Source organism: Aeromonas sp. 3P (assembly GCF_051919745.1).
Classification (GTDB): Bacteria; Pseudomonadota; Gammaproteobacteria; order Enterobacterales; family Aeromonadaceae; genus Aeromonas; species Aeromonas veronii.
The window spans coordinates 4,598,522-4,613,620 of the sequence record NZ_JBQBED010000001.1; the positions used below are offsets into that span (position 1 = coordinate 4,598,522).

Sequence of the window (15,099 nt, forward strand, 5' to 3'; positions counted from 1 at the left end):
GCAGGTGACAAGGGCACAACGGCAAGGTCGACAAGAAGAGGGATAAGCATTTGTGGTGCTTATCCCTTTTTTATCCACGCTTTTCACTGTCATCTATGTGAATTGCAGTTCGCCACAGCTGACTTTCGCCGCGACACTGTAATTTTTATCTTTTGTTGATGCCGATAGCTGTCAAGCTGGCTTAACAGAGCTGGCGGCGCAGACCGGTCGCCTCGAGGACCTTGGCGCTGATCTCCTCCACCGAGTGGGAGCTGGTATCCAGGAAGCGAATCGCCTCCTGGCGAAACAGTCGCTCCACGCAGGCCAGCTCCTGCTCGCACTGTTCGATGGAGGAGTAGCGGCTGTTGGCACGGCGCTGGTTACGGATCTCATGCAGCCGCTGCGGCGCTATGGTGAGGCCAAACAGCTTGTGACGGTTGGCCTTGAGGGGGGCGGGCAGCTCCAGCATCCCCATGTCCTGCTCGATAAAGGGGTAGTTGGCGGCGCGAATGCCAAACTGCAGTGCCAGATAGAGGCTGGTGGGGGTCTTGCCGCAGCGGGAGACCCCGATCAGGATGATGTCCGCCTCATCGTACTCCTTGGTGGTGATGCCATCGTCGTTGGCCAGTGCGAAGTTGACCGCCTCGATGCGATCGTCATAGAGCTTGCGGTTCTCCATGCCGTGGGTGCGGTGGAGGCGGGGCTCGGCTTTTACCCCCAGTTCCTGCTCCAGCGGGCTGACGAAGGTATTGAGAAAGTCGTGGCCGCACGCCTCCGATTTCAGTACCTCTTCCCGTACCAGCGGGTCGACGATGGTGTGAAACAGGATGGGGCGTACCCCGGTCTGGCGGAACTGCTCGTCGATCCGCATCCGTACCTGACGGGCTTTCTCCAGTGTCTCCACAAAGGGGATAGTGATCTGCTCGAAGGCCAGCGGAAACTGGCTCAGTACCGCGTGGCCGAACACTTCGGCGGTGATGGCGGTGCCGTCTGAAACATAAAATACGGTGTGCACGTAGGGCTCCTGTGATACCGCGGGTGGGGTCGCATGGGGTAAGGGGTGAGAAGTATCTCCCGAAACCATACCAGTTTTGTCAACCGGTCTGCTGTGCCCAAGTTGTGAAGTGGCTTGCAAACCTGAATCGTTATCTTTTTGTGTCGCCATTGTAGAATGTTCCGGTCATTCGACCATCCCCAACGCTTGCTCGGGGATTTTTTTGAAAATCAGTAGAAAACGTTTTCATGGTCGTTGGCAACAAAAGAAACAGACAATAACGCACCTGACTTACCCATAACCTCATCGATTAAATCGGGCGCACGAGGTGCTATGGCATCGGTGCCCACCAACCTGGAGACATCCAAGTGCAACAGTACGTGCTCTGGTACGAACAACTCGGAATGCAGGACGTAGAACGAGTTGGCGGCAAGAACGCATCCCTTGGCGAGATGATCAGCAACCTCTCTGGCGCCGGCGTATCCGTGCCGGGGGGCTTTGCTACCACCGCCTTTGCGTTTAACGAGTTTCTGGAGTCAAGCGGCCTCAACGGCAAGATCCACCATCTGCTCGACAATCTCGACGTGGACGATATCGCCGCCCTCAACCGGGCCGGTCAGCAGATCCGCGACTGGGTGATCGAAGCCCCGTTCCAGCCCGAGCTGGAGCAGGCTATCCGGGTTGCCTATGAAAAGTTGAGTGCCGGTGTCGAGGCCTCGTTTGCGGTGCGCTCCTCCGCCACCGCCGAGGATATGCCGGACGCCTCCTTTGCCGGTCAGCAGGAGACCTTCCTCAACGTACGTGGCATCGATGCCGTCATGACGGCGGTCAAGCATGTGTTTGCTTCCCTGTTCAACGATCGCGCCATCTCCTATCGGGTGCATCAGGGCTACGACCACAAGGGTGTTGCCCTCTCGGCAGGGGTGCAGCGGATGGTGCGCTCGGATCTCGCCGCCTCCGGCGTCATGTTTACCCTCGATACCGAGTCCGGTTTCAACGACGTGGTCTTTATCACCGGCGCCCATGGTCTTGGCGAGATGGTGGTGCAGGGGGCGGTCAACCCGGATGAATTCTATGTGCACAAGCCGACTCTCAAGGGGGGCCGCCCGGCGGTGGTACGCAAGACCCTCGGCTCCAAGCTTATCAAGATGACTTACTCTGACGATGCTGGTCACGGCCGTCAGGTGAAGATTGTCGACACCAACGAGGCTGAGCGTAGCCGCTTCTGCATCAGCGATGAGGAGGTGATGGCGCTGGCGAAACAGGCCCTCATCATTGAGCAGCACTATGGCCGCCCGATGGATATCGAGTGGGCCAAGGATGGTCAGGATGGCCAACTCTACATAGTGCAGGCCCGTCCGGAAACCGTGCGCAGCCGTCAGGAGGCCAACACCCTCGAACGTTTTGCCCTCAAGCAAGCGGGCAAGGTGCTGATCGAGGGGCGTGCTATCGGTCACAAGATTGGCGCGGGCCCGGCGCGGGTCATCTCTTCCATCAGTCAGATGGACGAAGTACAGCCCGGCGATGTGCTGGTCACCGACATGACCGACCCGGACTGGGAGCCCATCATGAAGCGGGCCTCCGCCATCGTCACCAACCGGGGCGGCCGTACCTGTCACGCCGCCATTATCGCCCGCGAGCTGGGCATTCCGGCGGTGGTGGGCTGTGGCAACGCTACCGATCATATTCAGCCGGGCCAGCGGATCACCGTCTCCTGCGCGGAAGGGGATACCGGTTTTATCTATGACGGCGAGCTGGACTTCGATGTGGCGGTGACCGAGGTGGGCAATATGCCGCGCCTGCCCATCAAGATCATGATGAACGTCGGCAACCCGGATCGCGCTTTCGACTTTGCCCAGTTGCCTAATGCAGGCGTAGGGCTGGCGCGTCTTGAGTTCATCATCAACCGGATGATCGGGGTGCACCCCAAGGCGCTGCTGGAGTTTGACCAGCAAGCCCCAGAGCTGCAGGCCACCATCGGCAAGATGATCGCCGGTTACGACAGCCCGCGTGAGTTCTACGTGGCCAAGCTGACCGAGGGGATCGCCACTCTGGGTGCCGCCTTCTGGCCGGAGCGGGTGATCGTGCGGATGTCAGACTTCAAGTCCAACGAGTACGCCAATCTGGTGGGCGGTCGTGGCTACGAGCCCCACGAGGAGAACCCGATGATCGGTTTTCGTGGCGCATCCCGCTACATCGCCGACAGCTTCCGCCCCTGCTTTGCCCTCGAGTGCGAGGCGATCAAGCGGGTGCGCGATGTGATGGGGTTGACCAACGTCGAGGTGATGATCCCCTTCGTGCGCACCGTGGGCGAGGCGGAGCAGGTGATCGAGATCCTGGCCGAGAACGGTCTGCGCCGCGGCGAGCGGGGGCTCAAGGTGATCATGATGTGCGAGATCCCGAGCAATGCCCTCTTGGCAGACAAGTTCCTCGAGCACGTGGACGGCTTCTCCATCGGCTCCAATGACATGACCCAGCTCACCCTTGGGCTGGATCGGGACTCGGGGCTGATTGCCCACCTGTTCGACGAGCGCAACGATGCGGTCAAGGCGCTGCTGTCGATGGCGATTCAGGCCGCGCGCAAGGCGGGCAAGTATGTGGGGATCTGCGGTCAGGGCCCATCTGATCATCCGGACTTTGCTGCCTGGCTGGTGGAGCAGGGGATCGATTCGGTGTCACTCAACCCCGATACCGTGGTCGATACCTGGCTCTATCTGGCGGAGCAGCATGGCGCCAAGTAAGCCACTATCAAAATGAGCAGCAGAAAGGGGGCCATAATGGCCCCCTTTGTTATCTGTGTGTCGCGACCTATTTCGGCTGCTGTTCGGCCCCCGACAGCTCGATCTGCACATTCACCCCTTCGCTCTTGAGCTTGGTGGCGATGGCGTTGAGATCGGTGCCCGATTTGGCCTCCAGCAGGGCGATACCACCACTGCTCTGTTTGAAGTTCAGGCCGTGGCGAGTCGCCAGCGCCTTGGCGCTGGCATCGTCAGCTTCCACCAGCAGGGTGCCGCTTACAGTCAGCTCCGGGCTGGCGGCCCCTTGCATCAACACGTCACCGCGGCGCAGGGTCTGTTGCGGGACCTTGCTGTCAAGGCTGCGGGCGACCCGCTTCTTGCTGCCGTTGTCGGGAATGAGGTAGGTCTGGCCGTTCACCTCTATGGTGCTGTACTGCTTGCCATCCATGGTGACGGACTCCTGGGCGCAGAGCTGTCCCGAGAAGGGGGCCAGCAGGGTTGCCAGAAGCAAGGTAACAGGTTTGTTCATGGTAATACTCCTAGCGTGTTAGCTGCGGTTGGCATCGTGACCCAGGACCCGCAGGGACCATGAGATCAGCTTGCCCGGTTGGCGATTGTTGCGCTCGGTCAGGGTGGTACGCTCACGGGTCTCGCGATTGAGCAGAGAGACCTGACGGGTACCGTTGGCAACGTCGGTCACTTCCAGTCGCCATGTGCCTTGCGCCGATTCGCCGTAGAACTTGTTGGATAGCATCCGCATGTCACGCAATCCCTTGGTTCGTACAAAGCCCAGCTGCTGCTGGTCGAGAGATTGGCCGACCAGGCTGTTGAAGGGGCTCAGCAGGATGCTGCGGGTGCCGGCGGGGGAGACCAGTTCGATCAGCAGATCGGGCAGACGCTGGTGATCCAGGCTCACCATCACCTGAACCGCTTCCACCGTCAATGGTGTCGCGATGCGGGTTGTGGAACGGGTCGGGCTGTTGCCCACATCCGGGATGGCGGCGGCACTGCCAGTGACATTGATCTTCTGCCATGGCAGTTGCACCAGCGGGGGCAGGGGCTGGTGATTGGCTGCCAGCTCAAGGGCCTTGTTGACGTCGATCAGACCAAAACCGTAAGTGGGGCTGAACCACATGCCAGCGGCATTGCGCTCCCACCCTTCCAGCCCTTTCACATCACGCACCTTGCCGGTGCTGCTGGTGTAGCTGACCATCACAGGTTTCTGTGTGGCATCGACCCGGGTTGCGCTGCGCGCCAGCAGATCCCGCAGGTCCCGCACCGACAGATCCGGGTAGGCGGACATCAGCAGCGCCATGGCGCCGGAGGTGCTGGGGGTGGCGGAGGAGGTGCCGTTCATCACGCCGTTGTAGTCGCAGCTGGCATCCAGTTGCGGGTTGCCGTGCAGCCGGTTGGTGCTGGGATCGTCGGTGCGGTTGTAACCCATGTCGCAGCCGGGCAGATCCGTGGTCACCATCGCCGGAGAGTCGGTACCGTACTCGCCACCGGTCGCGCTCAGGAAGATGTTGCTGCCGACGCTGGAGTAGGAGGATCTGACGCCATCGGCGTTGAGAGCACTTACCACCAGGTTCCAGAAGTTGCTGTTGGAGGGATCGAGATTGCTGTTTTCAAACGGCAATTTGGGGCCATTGCCGGTGCGGTTAAGCACATAGCCGCCCGCCGCTATCTTGTTGAAGCCGTTGCCGGCGGCCTTGATATAGGCCGCGCCCTGCGCCTTGAGGGTCTGCTGTTCAAACAGGCGATCAAGCTGGGATTGATCCAGAGAGTTGGCAGAGCGGGGATCCACCACACTCATGCCGTAGCTCTGGTTGAACACCCGGTTGTCGCGACTGGCATCGCTGTCGCCAAGGGCGTAGAGCCAATCTTTCTGCAACTGCTGGCTGTTGTCATCCAGCAGGTTGAACCCCTGCAGCTGGGCTCGCGGGGCTATCCCCTTGGTGCCGATGGCGTTGTCTACCGCCGCTATGATGCCGGAGACCGAGGTGCCGTGGGCCGTATCCGGATCGGTCGGTGTCGGGTCATCGCTGCCGGTCACCACGTTTTTCGAACCCGGACGCACGTTCTCCGCCAGATCCGGGTGGGCGATAGCCAGACCATCATCCACCACGGCCACATTGACTCCCTGGCCCAGCACGCCGGTGCGATGAGCCCACCAGAGGTTGAGATCATTGCCCGCTATGCCGCCACGGGCGCTGAATCCATCCTGTCCGCTGTTGAGCAGATACCACTGCTGATCCTGCAGGGGATTGGTACCTGGCAGGCAGCGCTCGGTGCTGCTGCGTCCGATATCCATGCCACTCTCCTTGCCGGTGAGCGGCGCACAACCTTCATTTGCCTGAACGAGCGCACTGGGCAGGGTCGACAGCAGTGCTGTGATCGCCAGTGCTAACGATGTTTGCTTCATTATTCTTTTAACTCCATCTTGGATCGCACCATCCTGAGTGCGACGGAAATCTATACACGGGTGGTAGGGGTTCAAAAAGAGCCATTTTCAAAAAACGCAATGAGGTTCAAAGAAATCCGATCTGGTTTATGGTAGGTATTCCAATGACGCTGGTTATGTGTTTTATTGAGAATGGTTCTCACCGCTCGCTACTGATCTTTTTATCTGTAATTCACTCCTCTCGCGACTCTCCTTCGCCGCAGCCATCTCGATTCGGGGCAATCCCGAGGGGGGCTCGTGCGCTCTTGGAAATAAACGGCATGGTGGTGTGTGCCAATGTGAGTGCAGCTATGCGTTCGGGTGAGCCTGCAAGAGTGATGAGGTGGGGGTGGGTCAGTGGTTTATTGCTTGGCGGCGGTGGATGGCTCTGTTATGGTAATTGAAATAGCCATCTGGATGGCTAGATTGCTGCGGTTTGAGGGGCTTAATCTCTGAGAGCCACCCCGCCGCAGTCCCATAGCTTGATGCGTACCTGACAGGGAGTCCCTATGCCGTTTCGTTCCTTTTTATCTTCTCCTTTGACTGCTTCCTTGCGCGCCACTGCTGGCGCCAGCACCTTTATTGCCGCGATGGCGGTCGGGAGCCTCTCTTTTTCCGCGGTTGCCGCCGATGCGTCCTTGCCGACCAAACAGGAGATTGTGATTGGTACTACGGTGGGGGATTTTGCCGACATGGTGACCGATTCCATCAAGCCGCAGCTGGAGGCCAAGGGGTATAAGGTCAAGCTGGTGGAGTTCACCGACTATGTGACTCCCAATATTGCTCTGGCTGACGGATCACTGGATGTGAACTGCTTCCAGCACAAACCTTATCTGGAGAGTTTTGCCAAAGATCGCGGCTTGTCGCTGGCACCCATTACCCAGGTGCCAACTGGCCCGATGGGGCTCTACTCCGGCAAGCTGGCGGCACTCGACAAGGTGAAAAAGGGGAGCACGGTGGCCATCCCCAACGATCCCACCAATCAGGCGCGGGCTCTGCTGATGTTGCAGGATCTCGGTTGGCTGACCCTCAAGGAGGGGATCAACCCGCTCAAGGCGAGCGAGTTTGATGTGGTGAACAATCCGCACAATCTCAAGCTGGTACTGCTGGAAGCCGCGCAGTTGCCCCGCTCGCGGGAGGATGTGGATTTCTCGGTGATCAACGGTAATTTTGCCGCCTCCAGCGGTATCCCGTTTAGTGAAGGACTGTTTCTGGAGCGCAGCTACGATTTTATCAACTGGGTGGTGGTGAAAAGCGCAGATGCGGATCAGCCTTTTGCCAAAGATGTGGCGGCGGCCTACAACTCGGCGGCTTTCAAAGCCTATGCAGCCAAGCGTTTCGTCGGCTACAAGTACCCGCAAGGGTGGGGTGGCTAACTGTCGTGAACGTGGCCGGCTATACAACGAAAAACGCCCCGAATTCGGGGCGTTTTTTATGGTATCAAGCCATCAACGGGCGCTTCACTGGTTGCGATAGAAGCGGTTCAGCTCGTTCATCACCTGGATCATGGCGCCCATATCCGGGGTACCGTGCTTGATCGGGCGATAGCTGTTGCGTTCCAGCAGTTCGAAGTCACCCTGTTTGTTGAAGTGGGTGATGGTCTCCCCTTCATAGATGGCGAAGTCATTCTGATCCCCGGCCAGCAGCCAGTTGCGCGGGCTGGTATCAAACAGCGAGCGGCCAACGCTGTAATCGCGCGCCGGATTGCGCACGCCCAGCATCCCCTGCATCAGGGTCGGCACCAGATCGAAATGGCTGCTAGGTTGTTCCCGAACGTCACTGCCGCGCCCCGGCCAGGCCAGTACCAGCGGTACCTGCACCTGATAGGGTGAGTAGTTGCTGCCTGCGCCCCAGCTGTTGCTACGGGTGTCGTTGAACTCCTGGCCGTGGTTGGAAGTGATGACGACGATGGTGTTGCTGTCCATCCCCTGGGACTGCAATTTGGTCAGCATCTGCTCAAGCAACTGGTCGGTATAGAAGACCGAGTTCTTGTAGCGGTTCTCCAGTTTTTGCAGGTTCTCCGCCCGATAGGCGGTCGCCGGATTGAAGTTGGCAAGCTCCGGTTGGAACGGCCCCTTCATGGTGGCGGGCAACTGGTAGTCGCCTGGGCTCGAGAGATAGACCAGCGAGAACCAAGGGCGCTCGGGAGAGCGCTTCTCCAGCCACTGTTGCCAGTCGGTCAGCAGCTTGCCATCGTCACTCTGCTCGGAGACAAACACCTGTTTGCGCAGACCGGCGAGGATGCTCTTGCGATACTTCTGGGCATCTTCCATCGCGCCGAACAGCCCGAACTGGTAATCCTGGCGCAGCATCTCGTCGAACAGCACCGGCGGACGCTTGTCGCTGCTGATGTCCTTGTAGTAGTGACCGGGCAACCCGTAGAAGAGGCTGAACATGCCCATCAGGTCGTCGTTGCCGCCACTCAGGTGATTGCGGAACGTCAGATGCTGATCCGCATAGCGCTGCAGATTGGGCATGTTGATGTTGTTGAGCATGTCAAAGCGCAGAGAATCGACCACCACAATCAGCAGATTGTTGTGAGCCAGGGGGGCGTTGACGTTTAGCGGGCGCAGCGGATAGTGCATCCGGCTGTCGCTGTTATCCCCCTGGGAGGCCGCCTGCTTCTCGTACTGATCCAGATCCAGCCAGCCATGTTTGGCCAGGAAGGAGCGGGCCGTCATAGGGTAGGAGAGGGGGAAGTTGGCTCTCTGCATGGTGATCGGCTGATAGAGGGTCGCATCCGCCCAGCTGTTGACCACGTGGGTCAGAATAAAGCAGATCAGCAGGGCCAGCCCCACCTGATTGCCGTACTGGCGGCGCTTGCGCTTGTTGATCTTGCGCCAGACATAGGCCGACAGCAGCAGTTGCAGCAGGAAGATGGTGGGCACGGCAACGAAGATAATGCTCCAGATTGAGCCCTCTTCGGTTTGCGCCTGATCCAGCAGCAACTGCCATACCTGACTGTTGAGGTGGAACTTGAACAGCCGGAATACCTGGGTGTCGATCAGCAGTAGCACCAGCGCCAGTGTAGCGATGATGGCCGAGATGAACCGCAACGACTTCTCCTTGGGCAGCACGAAGCTGAGCGGGAAGATCGTCAACAGGTAGGTGACAAAACTCAGAAACGAGAAGTGGCCAATCCAGCTTACAACGAGATAGATCACGCCAAGCGTGGTCGATGGCCAGCTGATGGCACCCAGATAACGGGTGGCGATGAGCATGGCCAGAATAATGTTGAAGAAGGAGAACCAATGCCCCCAGGTGATCAGGCGAGAGACATTATCACGATAGGGGTTACCGGTTTCGACCATAGTGATCCATCTGCGTTGAGAAACGTCAAATCAACAGAGTCGGGGACTCAGTGTGCGTCGTGGCGATTATCGACCGATGCGGTCAGGGCCTGGACAAACTTTTCAGTGATGGCCTGGCGCTGGGCCGGTGCCATACCGTTGATGATATTGGTGGTCAGATTGCCAAGCACCATAAGGCTGAGATCTACCGGCGCTTTATGCTTTTCCAGCGCGGTGATCAGGTCGTTCATCAGGGCGTCAAATTGCTCGTTATTGTACTTTGATACGATAGGCATAATCTTCAGTTCATCTCGGTTCAAAGCGCCTTATAATACTTCACCCTTTCGGCTAACACTATGGCTTTGTGACATGAGTCTCGATATCGACAAGATCATTCTTCACTCCTTGCGCCAGGGCGGCGATGGTCAACCCCACGCCGATACCCGCAGCCAGACCCTGCCCCCTGATGAGGCGGTACAGGGACTGATGGCGGAACTGCATCGGATCTACAACGGCAAGGGTGGCAAGGGCTTTGGCTTCTTTGCCGACCCCGAGGCCGCCGTCGCCGAGCTGGCCGACGGTGAAGAGGCTCCCAAGCAGCCTTCACCCGCGTTTCGTATCGCCCTCGAACAGCTGCTCGACGAGCAGACCGAATTCGTTCCCTTCTCGGTCACCGTGACCCAGATGCTGGTCAAGCAGCTGGTGGAGCACGCCCTCGATGAGCAGGGGGTGCTGCTGTTTGCCAAATATAACTACGTCGGGGTCGATTATCTGCTGATTGCCCTGCTGGAGGGCAAGGAGAGCGTCACCGTCAGCGAAGCGCTGGAATTGCGCCATATCCAGTATCTGGATATCGGCAAACTCAATCTGGTGGCCCGCATTGATTTGACCGAATGGAAAACCCAACCTGATTCGCGCCGCTATATCACCTTCAGCAAGGGGCGTATTGGTCGCAAACTGGGCGACTTCTTTATGGATCTGCTGGGTGCCCGCGAAGGCATGGATGCCAAGGTACAAAATAAAGGCTTGCTGCAGGCGGTCGAAGATTATTGCGACAGTCGTCAGCTCGAACCGACCGAGCGCAATGACTATAAAAAGCAGGTCTTCAAATATTGCACCGAACAGGCGAGCGCCGGTGAAGAGATCGAAATCAAGGAGCTGTCTGCAGAATTGCCTGGCGACGGTGACCTCGATTTTTACAGTTTTATTGGTCAGGAGTATGAGCTGGAAGAGCGTTTCCCGGCGGATCGCTCTACCCTGCGTGGTTTGACCAAGTTTGTCGGCTCCGGTGGCGGCCTGACTTTGAGCTTTGAGCAGAAGCTGTTGAACAGCCGGATCTTTTACGATCCCCAGACCGACACCCTGACCATCAAGGGTGTGCCGCCCAATCTCAAGGATCAGCTGCTGCGCCAGTCTTAGTCATGCTCCCGAGTGTGATCAACTCGTCATTTCTCGCAAAAAGAGACTCCGCCCCGGCGGGGTCTCTTTTTCATGCATCAAGGGGCTATTGGAGAAAGTGACTCGGTGTTTTGTTAACACTTCCAGCATGAATAATGCACATGAAAGGGGTTTCACTTGTTTGAAAACCATTTCATGGTCGTATTTATATTTCATAATGGTAATTTATTTTCATGAAACGTGGTCGATTACACCGATAAATAGGGATTTATCTCTATTTTAAGAAAATGTTTTCATGTTTTTTTGGATGTAATGACGTAATTGTATTTCAAAAATGCGAGTTGCGTCATGTGAGCCGTTTGCCACTTGGGATAATATTCATCTCGCACACAATGCTCTTACAGCGCGGAACTACAACAAGGAAAGGCTCATGAAAAAGAAATTGCTGTCATCCCTGATCGGTCTGGCCACTATTGGCGTCGCTTGCTCTGCTACTGCTGCCATCGATGAAGGCCAGTTGACCATCTGGATCAACGGTGACAAGGGATACAACGGTCTGGCTGAAGTGGGTAAGAAATTTGAAGCAGAAACTGGTATCAAGGTTACTGTGGCTCACCCGGATCAGGTTGAAGTGAAATTCCAGCAAGCTGCTGCCACTGGCAATGGCCCGGACATCTTCTTCTGGGCAAACGATCGTTACGGTGAGTGGGTCAAAGCCGGTTTGCTGTTGCCAGTAACGCCGAACGCCGCAACCAAAACCAAGTTTGACACTATGGCTTGGGATGCCATGACTGTTGATGGCAAAACCTATGGCTACCCGGTTGCCATGGAAGCGGTCAGCCTGATCTATAACAAAGACCTGCTGCCAGAGCCGCCGAAAACCTTTGAAGAGATCGCCGGCATCGACGATAAACTCAAAAAAGATGGTAAGCGTGCCATCATGTGGGCCTATAACACCCCGTACTTCAGCTATCCGCTGGTGGCTGCCAATGGTGGCTACGCCTTCAAGAAAACCGCTACCGGTTATGACGTCAAAGATACTGGCGTGAACAATGCGGGTGCCAAGATGGGCGTGGGCTACATCTCCGAGATGATCAAGTCCGGTCACCTGGAAAAAGGCATCGACTACGGTGTGATGGACGCCAAGTTCAACAAGGGCGAAGTGGCCATGATGATCAACGGTCCCTGGGCCTGGAGCAACCTGGACAAGAGCGGCATCAAGTACGGCGTTGCGCCGCTGCCGACCCTGAACGGCAAGCCGGCCAAAGCCTTCGTTGGCGTACTGGGTGCCACCATCAACGCCGCCAGCCCGAACAAGGATCTGGCCATCGAGTTCCTGGAAAACTACCTGCTGACTGATGCCGGTCTGTCATCAGTTAACGCCGACAAACCGCTGGGTGCCGTTGCCCTGAAATCCTTCCAGAAGACGCTGGAATCCGATTCGCGCATCAAAGCGACCATGCTGAGTGTTCAAGCTGGTGAAGTCATGCCCTCTGTACCGGAAATGACCCGTTTCTGGGGTGGATTCGAATCAGCACTGACCAATATTACCTCCGGTCGTCAGAGTGTTGATGATGCTCTTGCTGCTGCCGCCAAGCGTGTTGCTCAGTAACTGAGTATGACCTCCGGGAGGCCAATCTGGCCTCCCTCTCTCAAATCTCTCTTGGCGTTATAAAGGTTAATTGGCATGGAAGTAGTACCTTCTATTGAGTCATATGCCGGTCCGAAGGATAAGCACAGCTGGCTTAAGTGGACCATAGCGGCCTTGGTTGCCATCCTCAACGGCTACGCAGCCGTGATGATGTACGCCAGTGGCGAGTGGGTATTCGCGCTGCTGGATCTGATGGTGGTTTCCGTCGGTCTGTATGTCTTCATGAACAAGAAGACCTATGCCCATCGCTACATCTTTCCGGGTGTTGCGGGCATGGTTGTGTTTATCATCTTCCCTCTTGCCTACACCATTGGCATCGCTTTCACCAACTATTCGGGGTCAAACCTTCTCTCCGTGGAGCAGGCGCGGGACTACCATCTGAAGAAAACCTACAAGGTGGCGGGCGGTGAATTCGATTTTACCCTGCTGGGTGGCGACAATGGCCAGTTTCAGCTGCTGCTGACACAGGATGATCAATCCTTTATCAGTCAACCCGTTATTTTGTGAACAATAAGGATCGTGAGCAGGCTGTTCGCGAAGGGAAGGTTCAAACCACGTCGCAAGTGGTTGAATTGCAACCGCTGGTTGGTGATGTGGAGCGCAAGGCGGCACCAGTTAGGGCGATCGTAGAGCATCGTGTGCATTTAAGTTCGCTGGATTTGGTTATGCCGGAGGGGGACACTCATCTTACTTTGAGTGGTTTGCGCAAATTTGCCGCCCAGAAGCCGCATTACACTCGCTTGGTTGAGGGTATCAAACTTCAGTCTGGGGTGGTGATCAAAGACAGTAACCTGCTGCGTGATACCCAGAATGGCGAGCTGATGCTGCCCAACGGCGAGACCGGCTTCTATCAATACATCGACGAACAGGGTCAGTTTGTCGGCAAGGGGATTGCTCCGGGCTTTGTGGTCAGTGTCGGTTGGAAGAACTTCGTGAGGATCATGACTGATCCGGGTATCCAGGGGCCATTCCTGCAGATCTTTATCTGGACCGTTATTTTTGCTACCTGTGCCGTTGTTTTTACGTTGGCTATCGGCATGGTGCTGGCCTGTCTGGTGCAGTGGGAAGCGCTAAAGGGGCGCGGTTTCTATCGGGTCATGCTGATCCTGCCCTATGCCATCCCGGCGTTTATCTCCATCTTGGTGTTCAAGGGGTTGTTCAACCAGAACTTCGGTGAGATCAACATGTTCCTGGAAGCGGCGTTTGGCATCAAGCCGGACTGGTATACCAACCCCTTCCTGGCCAAGGTGATGATCCTGATTGTCAACACCTGGCTCGGCTACCCCTACATGATGATCCTCTGCATGGGCTTGCTCAAAGCCATTCCGGAAGATCTCTATGAAGCGTCCGCCATGGACGGTGCTGGCCCGGTGCAGAACTTCTTCAAGATCACCGTGCCGCTGCTGATGAAGCCGCTGACACCGCTGTTGATTGCCTCGTTTGCCTTCAACTTTAATAACTTCGTGCTTATCCAGATGTTGACCAACGGTGCGCCCGACATCATCGGTGCCAGCACCCCGGCCGGTACCACCGACTTGCTGGTGAGTTATACCTACCGGATTGCGTTCCAAGGTGGGGGGGGGCAAGACTTTGGCTTGGCTAGTGCCATCGCCACCGCCATCTTCCTCATCGTGGGTGCGCTGGCGCTGCTCAACCTGAAATTGTCCAAAGCCGACAAGCAGCTGTAAGGAGGCTTCAACATGGCAATCGTACAACCCAAATCAGTCAAATACCGGGTGTGGGCCACCCACCTGGTCATGTGGGGTTTCCTGGCGTTGATCATCTTCCCGTTGATCATGGTTATCGCCATCTCGTTCCGTAACGGTAACTTCGCGGTAGGGGAGATCATCCCCTCCAACCCGACCCTGGATCACTGGAAGCTGGCGCTGGGCATGTCCATCACCAACGCCGACGGCAGCATCACGCCGCCGCCGTTCCCGGTGCTGACCTGGTTGTGGAACTCCATCAAGATCGCCGGCATCACTGCCCTGATGATCGTGACGCTCTCCACCACCTGTGCTTACGCCTTTGCCCGCCTGCGTTTTCGTGGCAAGTCCACCATCCTGCAGGGTATGCTGATTTTCCAGATGTTCCCGGCAGTGCTGGCACTGGTAGCCATCTACGCGCTCTTTAACAAGATTGGTGACTACATCCCTTGGCTGGGTCTCAACACCCACGGTGGCCTGATCCTGGCGTACATGGGGGGGATCGCCCTCCACGTCTGGACCATCAAGGGCTACTTCGAGACCATCGACTCCTCCCTGGAGGAGGCGGCGGCCATCGACGGTGCGACCCCGTGGCAGGCATTCCGTCTGATCCTGTTGCCCCTGTCGGTGCCCATCCTGGCGGTAGTGTTTATTCTGGCCTTTATCGGTTCCATTACCGAGGTGCCCATGGCCTCCATCCTGCTGCAGGATGTGAACAATCTGACCCTGGCGGTCGGGGCCCAGCAGTACCTCTATCCGCAGAACTATCTGTGGGGTGATTTCGCGGCGGCCGCAGTGCTTTCCGGTTTCCCCATCACCGTGGTCTTCCTGTTGGCACAGCGCTGGTTGGTTGGCGGTCTGACTGCTGGTGGTGTGAAAGGTTAAGTTTATGGCCGGGGGATC

At 57.2% G+C, this 15,099-nt stretch carries 10 protein-coding genes and 1 pseudogene; 6 read left to right on the top strand and 5 right to left on the bottom strand.

Going from position 1 to position 15,099, the window contains the following annotated elements; genetic code table 11:
• Positions 1-181: 181 nt before the first annotated feature.
• The gene (gene ppsR / locus ACTG19_RS21410) at positions 182-994 is read right to left on the bottom strand and encodes a posphoenolpyruvate synthetase regulatory kinase/phosphorylase PpsR (RefSeq protein ID WP_005344832.1); all 813 of its coding nucleotides are present in this window, start codon (positions 992-994) and stop codon (positions 182-184) included.
• A gap of 347 nt (positions 995-1,341) precedes the next feature.
• Here ppsR and ppsA point away from each other — a divergent pair, with 347 nt between their 5' ends.
• A complete protein-coding gene (gene ppsA / locus ACTG19_RS21415; protein WP_201989207.1) occupies positions 1,342-3,714 on the top strand; it encodes a phosphoenolpyruvate synthase in 2,373 nt (790 codons plus the stop codon).
• 67 nt (positions 3,715-3,781) lie between these two features.
• Here the strand turns inward: ppsA and ACTG19_RS21420 are convergent, their stop codons facing one another.
• Both ACTG19_RS21420 and asp read right to left on the bottom strand, forming a co-directional pair.
• Complete coding sequence (locus tag ACTG19_RS21420; protein WP_113739270.1) at positions 3,782-4,240, bottom strand: serine protease chaperone; 459 nt, start codon at positions 4,238-4,240, stop codon at positions 3,782-3,784.
• An 18-nt stretch (positions 4,241-4,258) separates the two neighbouring features.
• Positions 4,259-6,133: a serine protease Asp gene (gene asp / locus ACTG19_RS21425; RefSeq protein WP_113739271.1), complete on the bottom strand. Its 1,875-nt coding sequence runs from the start codon at positions 6,131-6,133 to the stop codon at positions 4,259-4,261.
• A gap of 608 nt (positions 6,134-6,741) precedes the next feature.
• Here asp and ACTG19_RS21430 point away from each other — a divergent pair.
• On the top strand, positions 6,742-7,527 hold the full coding sequence (locus ACTG19_RS21430; protein ID WP_108613486.1) for a MetQ/NlpA family ABC transporter substrate-binding protein: 786 nt from the start codon (positions 6,742-6,744) through the stop codon (positions 7,525-7,527).
• A gap of 84 nt (positions 7,528-7,611) precedes the next feature.
• Here the strand turns inward: ACTG19_RS21430 and ACTG19_RS21435 are convergent, their stop codons facing one another.
• Positions 7,612-9,462 carry a DUF3413 domain-containing protein gene (locus ACTG19_RS21435; protein WP_439989544.1) on the bottom strand — a complete coding sequence of 617 codons (1,851 nt, stop codon included), beginning with the start codon at positions 9,460-9,462 and terminating at the stop codon, positions 7,612-7,614.
• 47 nt (positions 9,463-9,509) lie between these two features.
• Complete coding sequence (locus ACTG19_RS21440; RefSeq protein ID WP_005333874.1) at positions 9,510-9,737, bottom strand: YejL family protein; 228 nt, start codon at positions 9,735-9,737, stop codon at positions 9,510-9,512.
• Between the two features lie 73 nt (positions 9,738-9,810).
• Between ACTG19_RS21440 and yejK the strand changes: the two genes are divergently transcribed.
• The 4 genes and pseudogenes from yejK to malG all read left to right on the top strand — a co-directional run bounded on the left by yejK (position 9,811) and on the right by malG (position 15,081).
• The gene (gene yejK / locus ACTG19_RS21445; protein WP_005333872.1) at positions 9,811-10,860 is read left to right on the top strand and encodes a nucleoid-associated protein YejK; all 1,050 of its coding nucleotides are present in this window, start codon (positions 9,811-9,813) and stop codon (positions 10,858-10,860) included.
• A 409-nt stretch (positions 10,861-11,269) separates the two neighbouring features.
• Entirely contained in the window at positions 11,270-12,451 is a 1,182-nt protein-coding gene (gene malE / locus ACTG19_RS21450; RefSeq protein ID WP_439989545.1) for a maltose/maltodextrin ABC transporter substrate-binding protein MalE, read from the top strand.
• Between the two features lie 75 nt (positions 12,452-12,526).
• Positions 12,527-14,178 (top strand): annotated as a pseudogene (malF, locus tag ACTG19_RS21455) (maltose ABC transporter permease MalF).
• Positions 14,179-14,190: 12 nt separating this feature from the next.
• The gene (gene malG / locus ACTG19_RS21460; RefSeq protein ID WP_005333868.1) at positions 14,191-15,081 is read left to right on the top strand and encodes a maltose ABC transporter permease MalG; all 891 of its coding nucleotides are present in this window, start codon (positions 14,191-14,193) and stop codon (positions 15,079-15,081) included.
• The last annotated feature ends 18 nt before the right edge of the window (positions 15,082-15,099 follow it).

Bases quoted from the DNA above. Each gene is read 5' to 3' on its own strand.
- malG (WP_005333868.1), top strand. From the start codon at position 14,191: ATGGCAATCGTACAACCCAAATCAGTCAAATACCGGGTGTGGGCCACC.
- malE (WP_439989545.1), top strand. From the start codon at position 11,270: ATGAAAAAGAAATTGCTGTCATCCCTGATCGGTCTGGCCACTATTGGC.
- ACTG19_RS21430 (WP_108613486.1), top strand. From the start codon at position 6,742: ATGGCGGTCGGGAGCCTCTCTTTTTCCGCGGTTGCCGCCGATGCGTCC.
- ACTG19_RS21440 (WP_005333874.1), bottom strand. From the start codon at position 9,737: ATGCCTATCGTATCAAAGTACAATAACGAGCAATTTGACGCCCTGATG.
- asp (WP_113739271.1), bottom strand. From the start codon at position 6,133: ATGAAGCAAACATCGTTAGCACTGGCGATCACAGCACTGCTGTCGACC.
- ACTG19_RS21420 (WP_113739270.1), bottom strand. From the start codon at position 4,240: ATGAACAAACCTGTTACCTTGCTTCTGGCAACCCTGCTGGCCCCCTTC.
- yejK (WP_005333872.1), top strand. From the start codon at position 9,811: ATGAGTCTCGATATCGACAAGATCATTCTTCACTCCTTGCGCCAGGGC.
- ACTG19_RS21435 (WP_439989544.1), bottom strand. From the start codon at position 9,462: ATGGTCGAAACCGGTAACCCCTATCGTGATAATGTCTCTCGCCTGATC.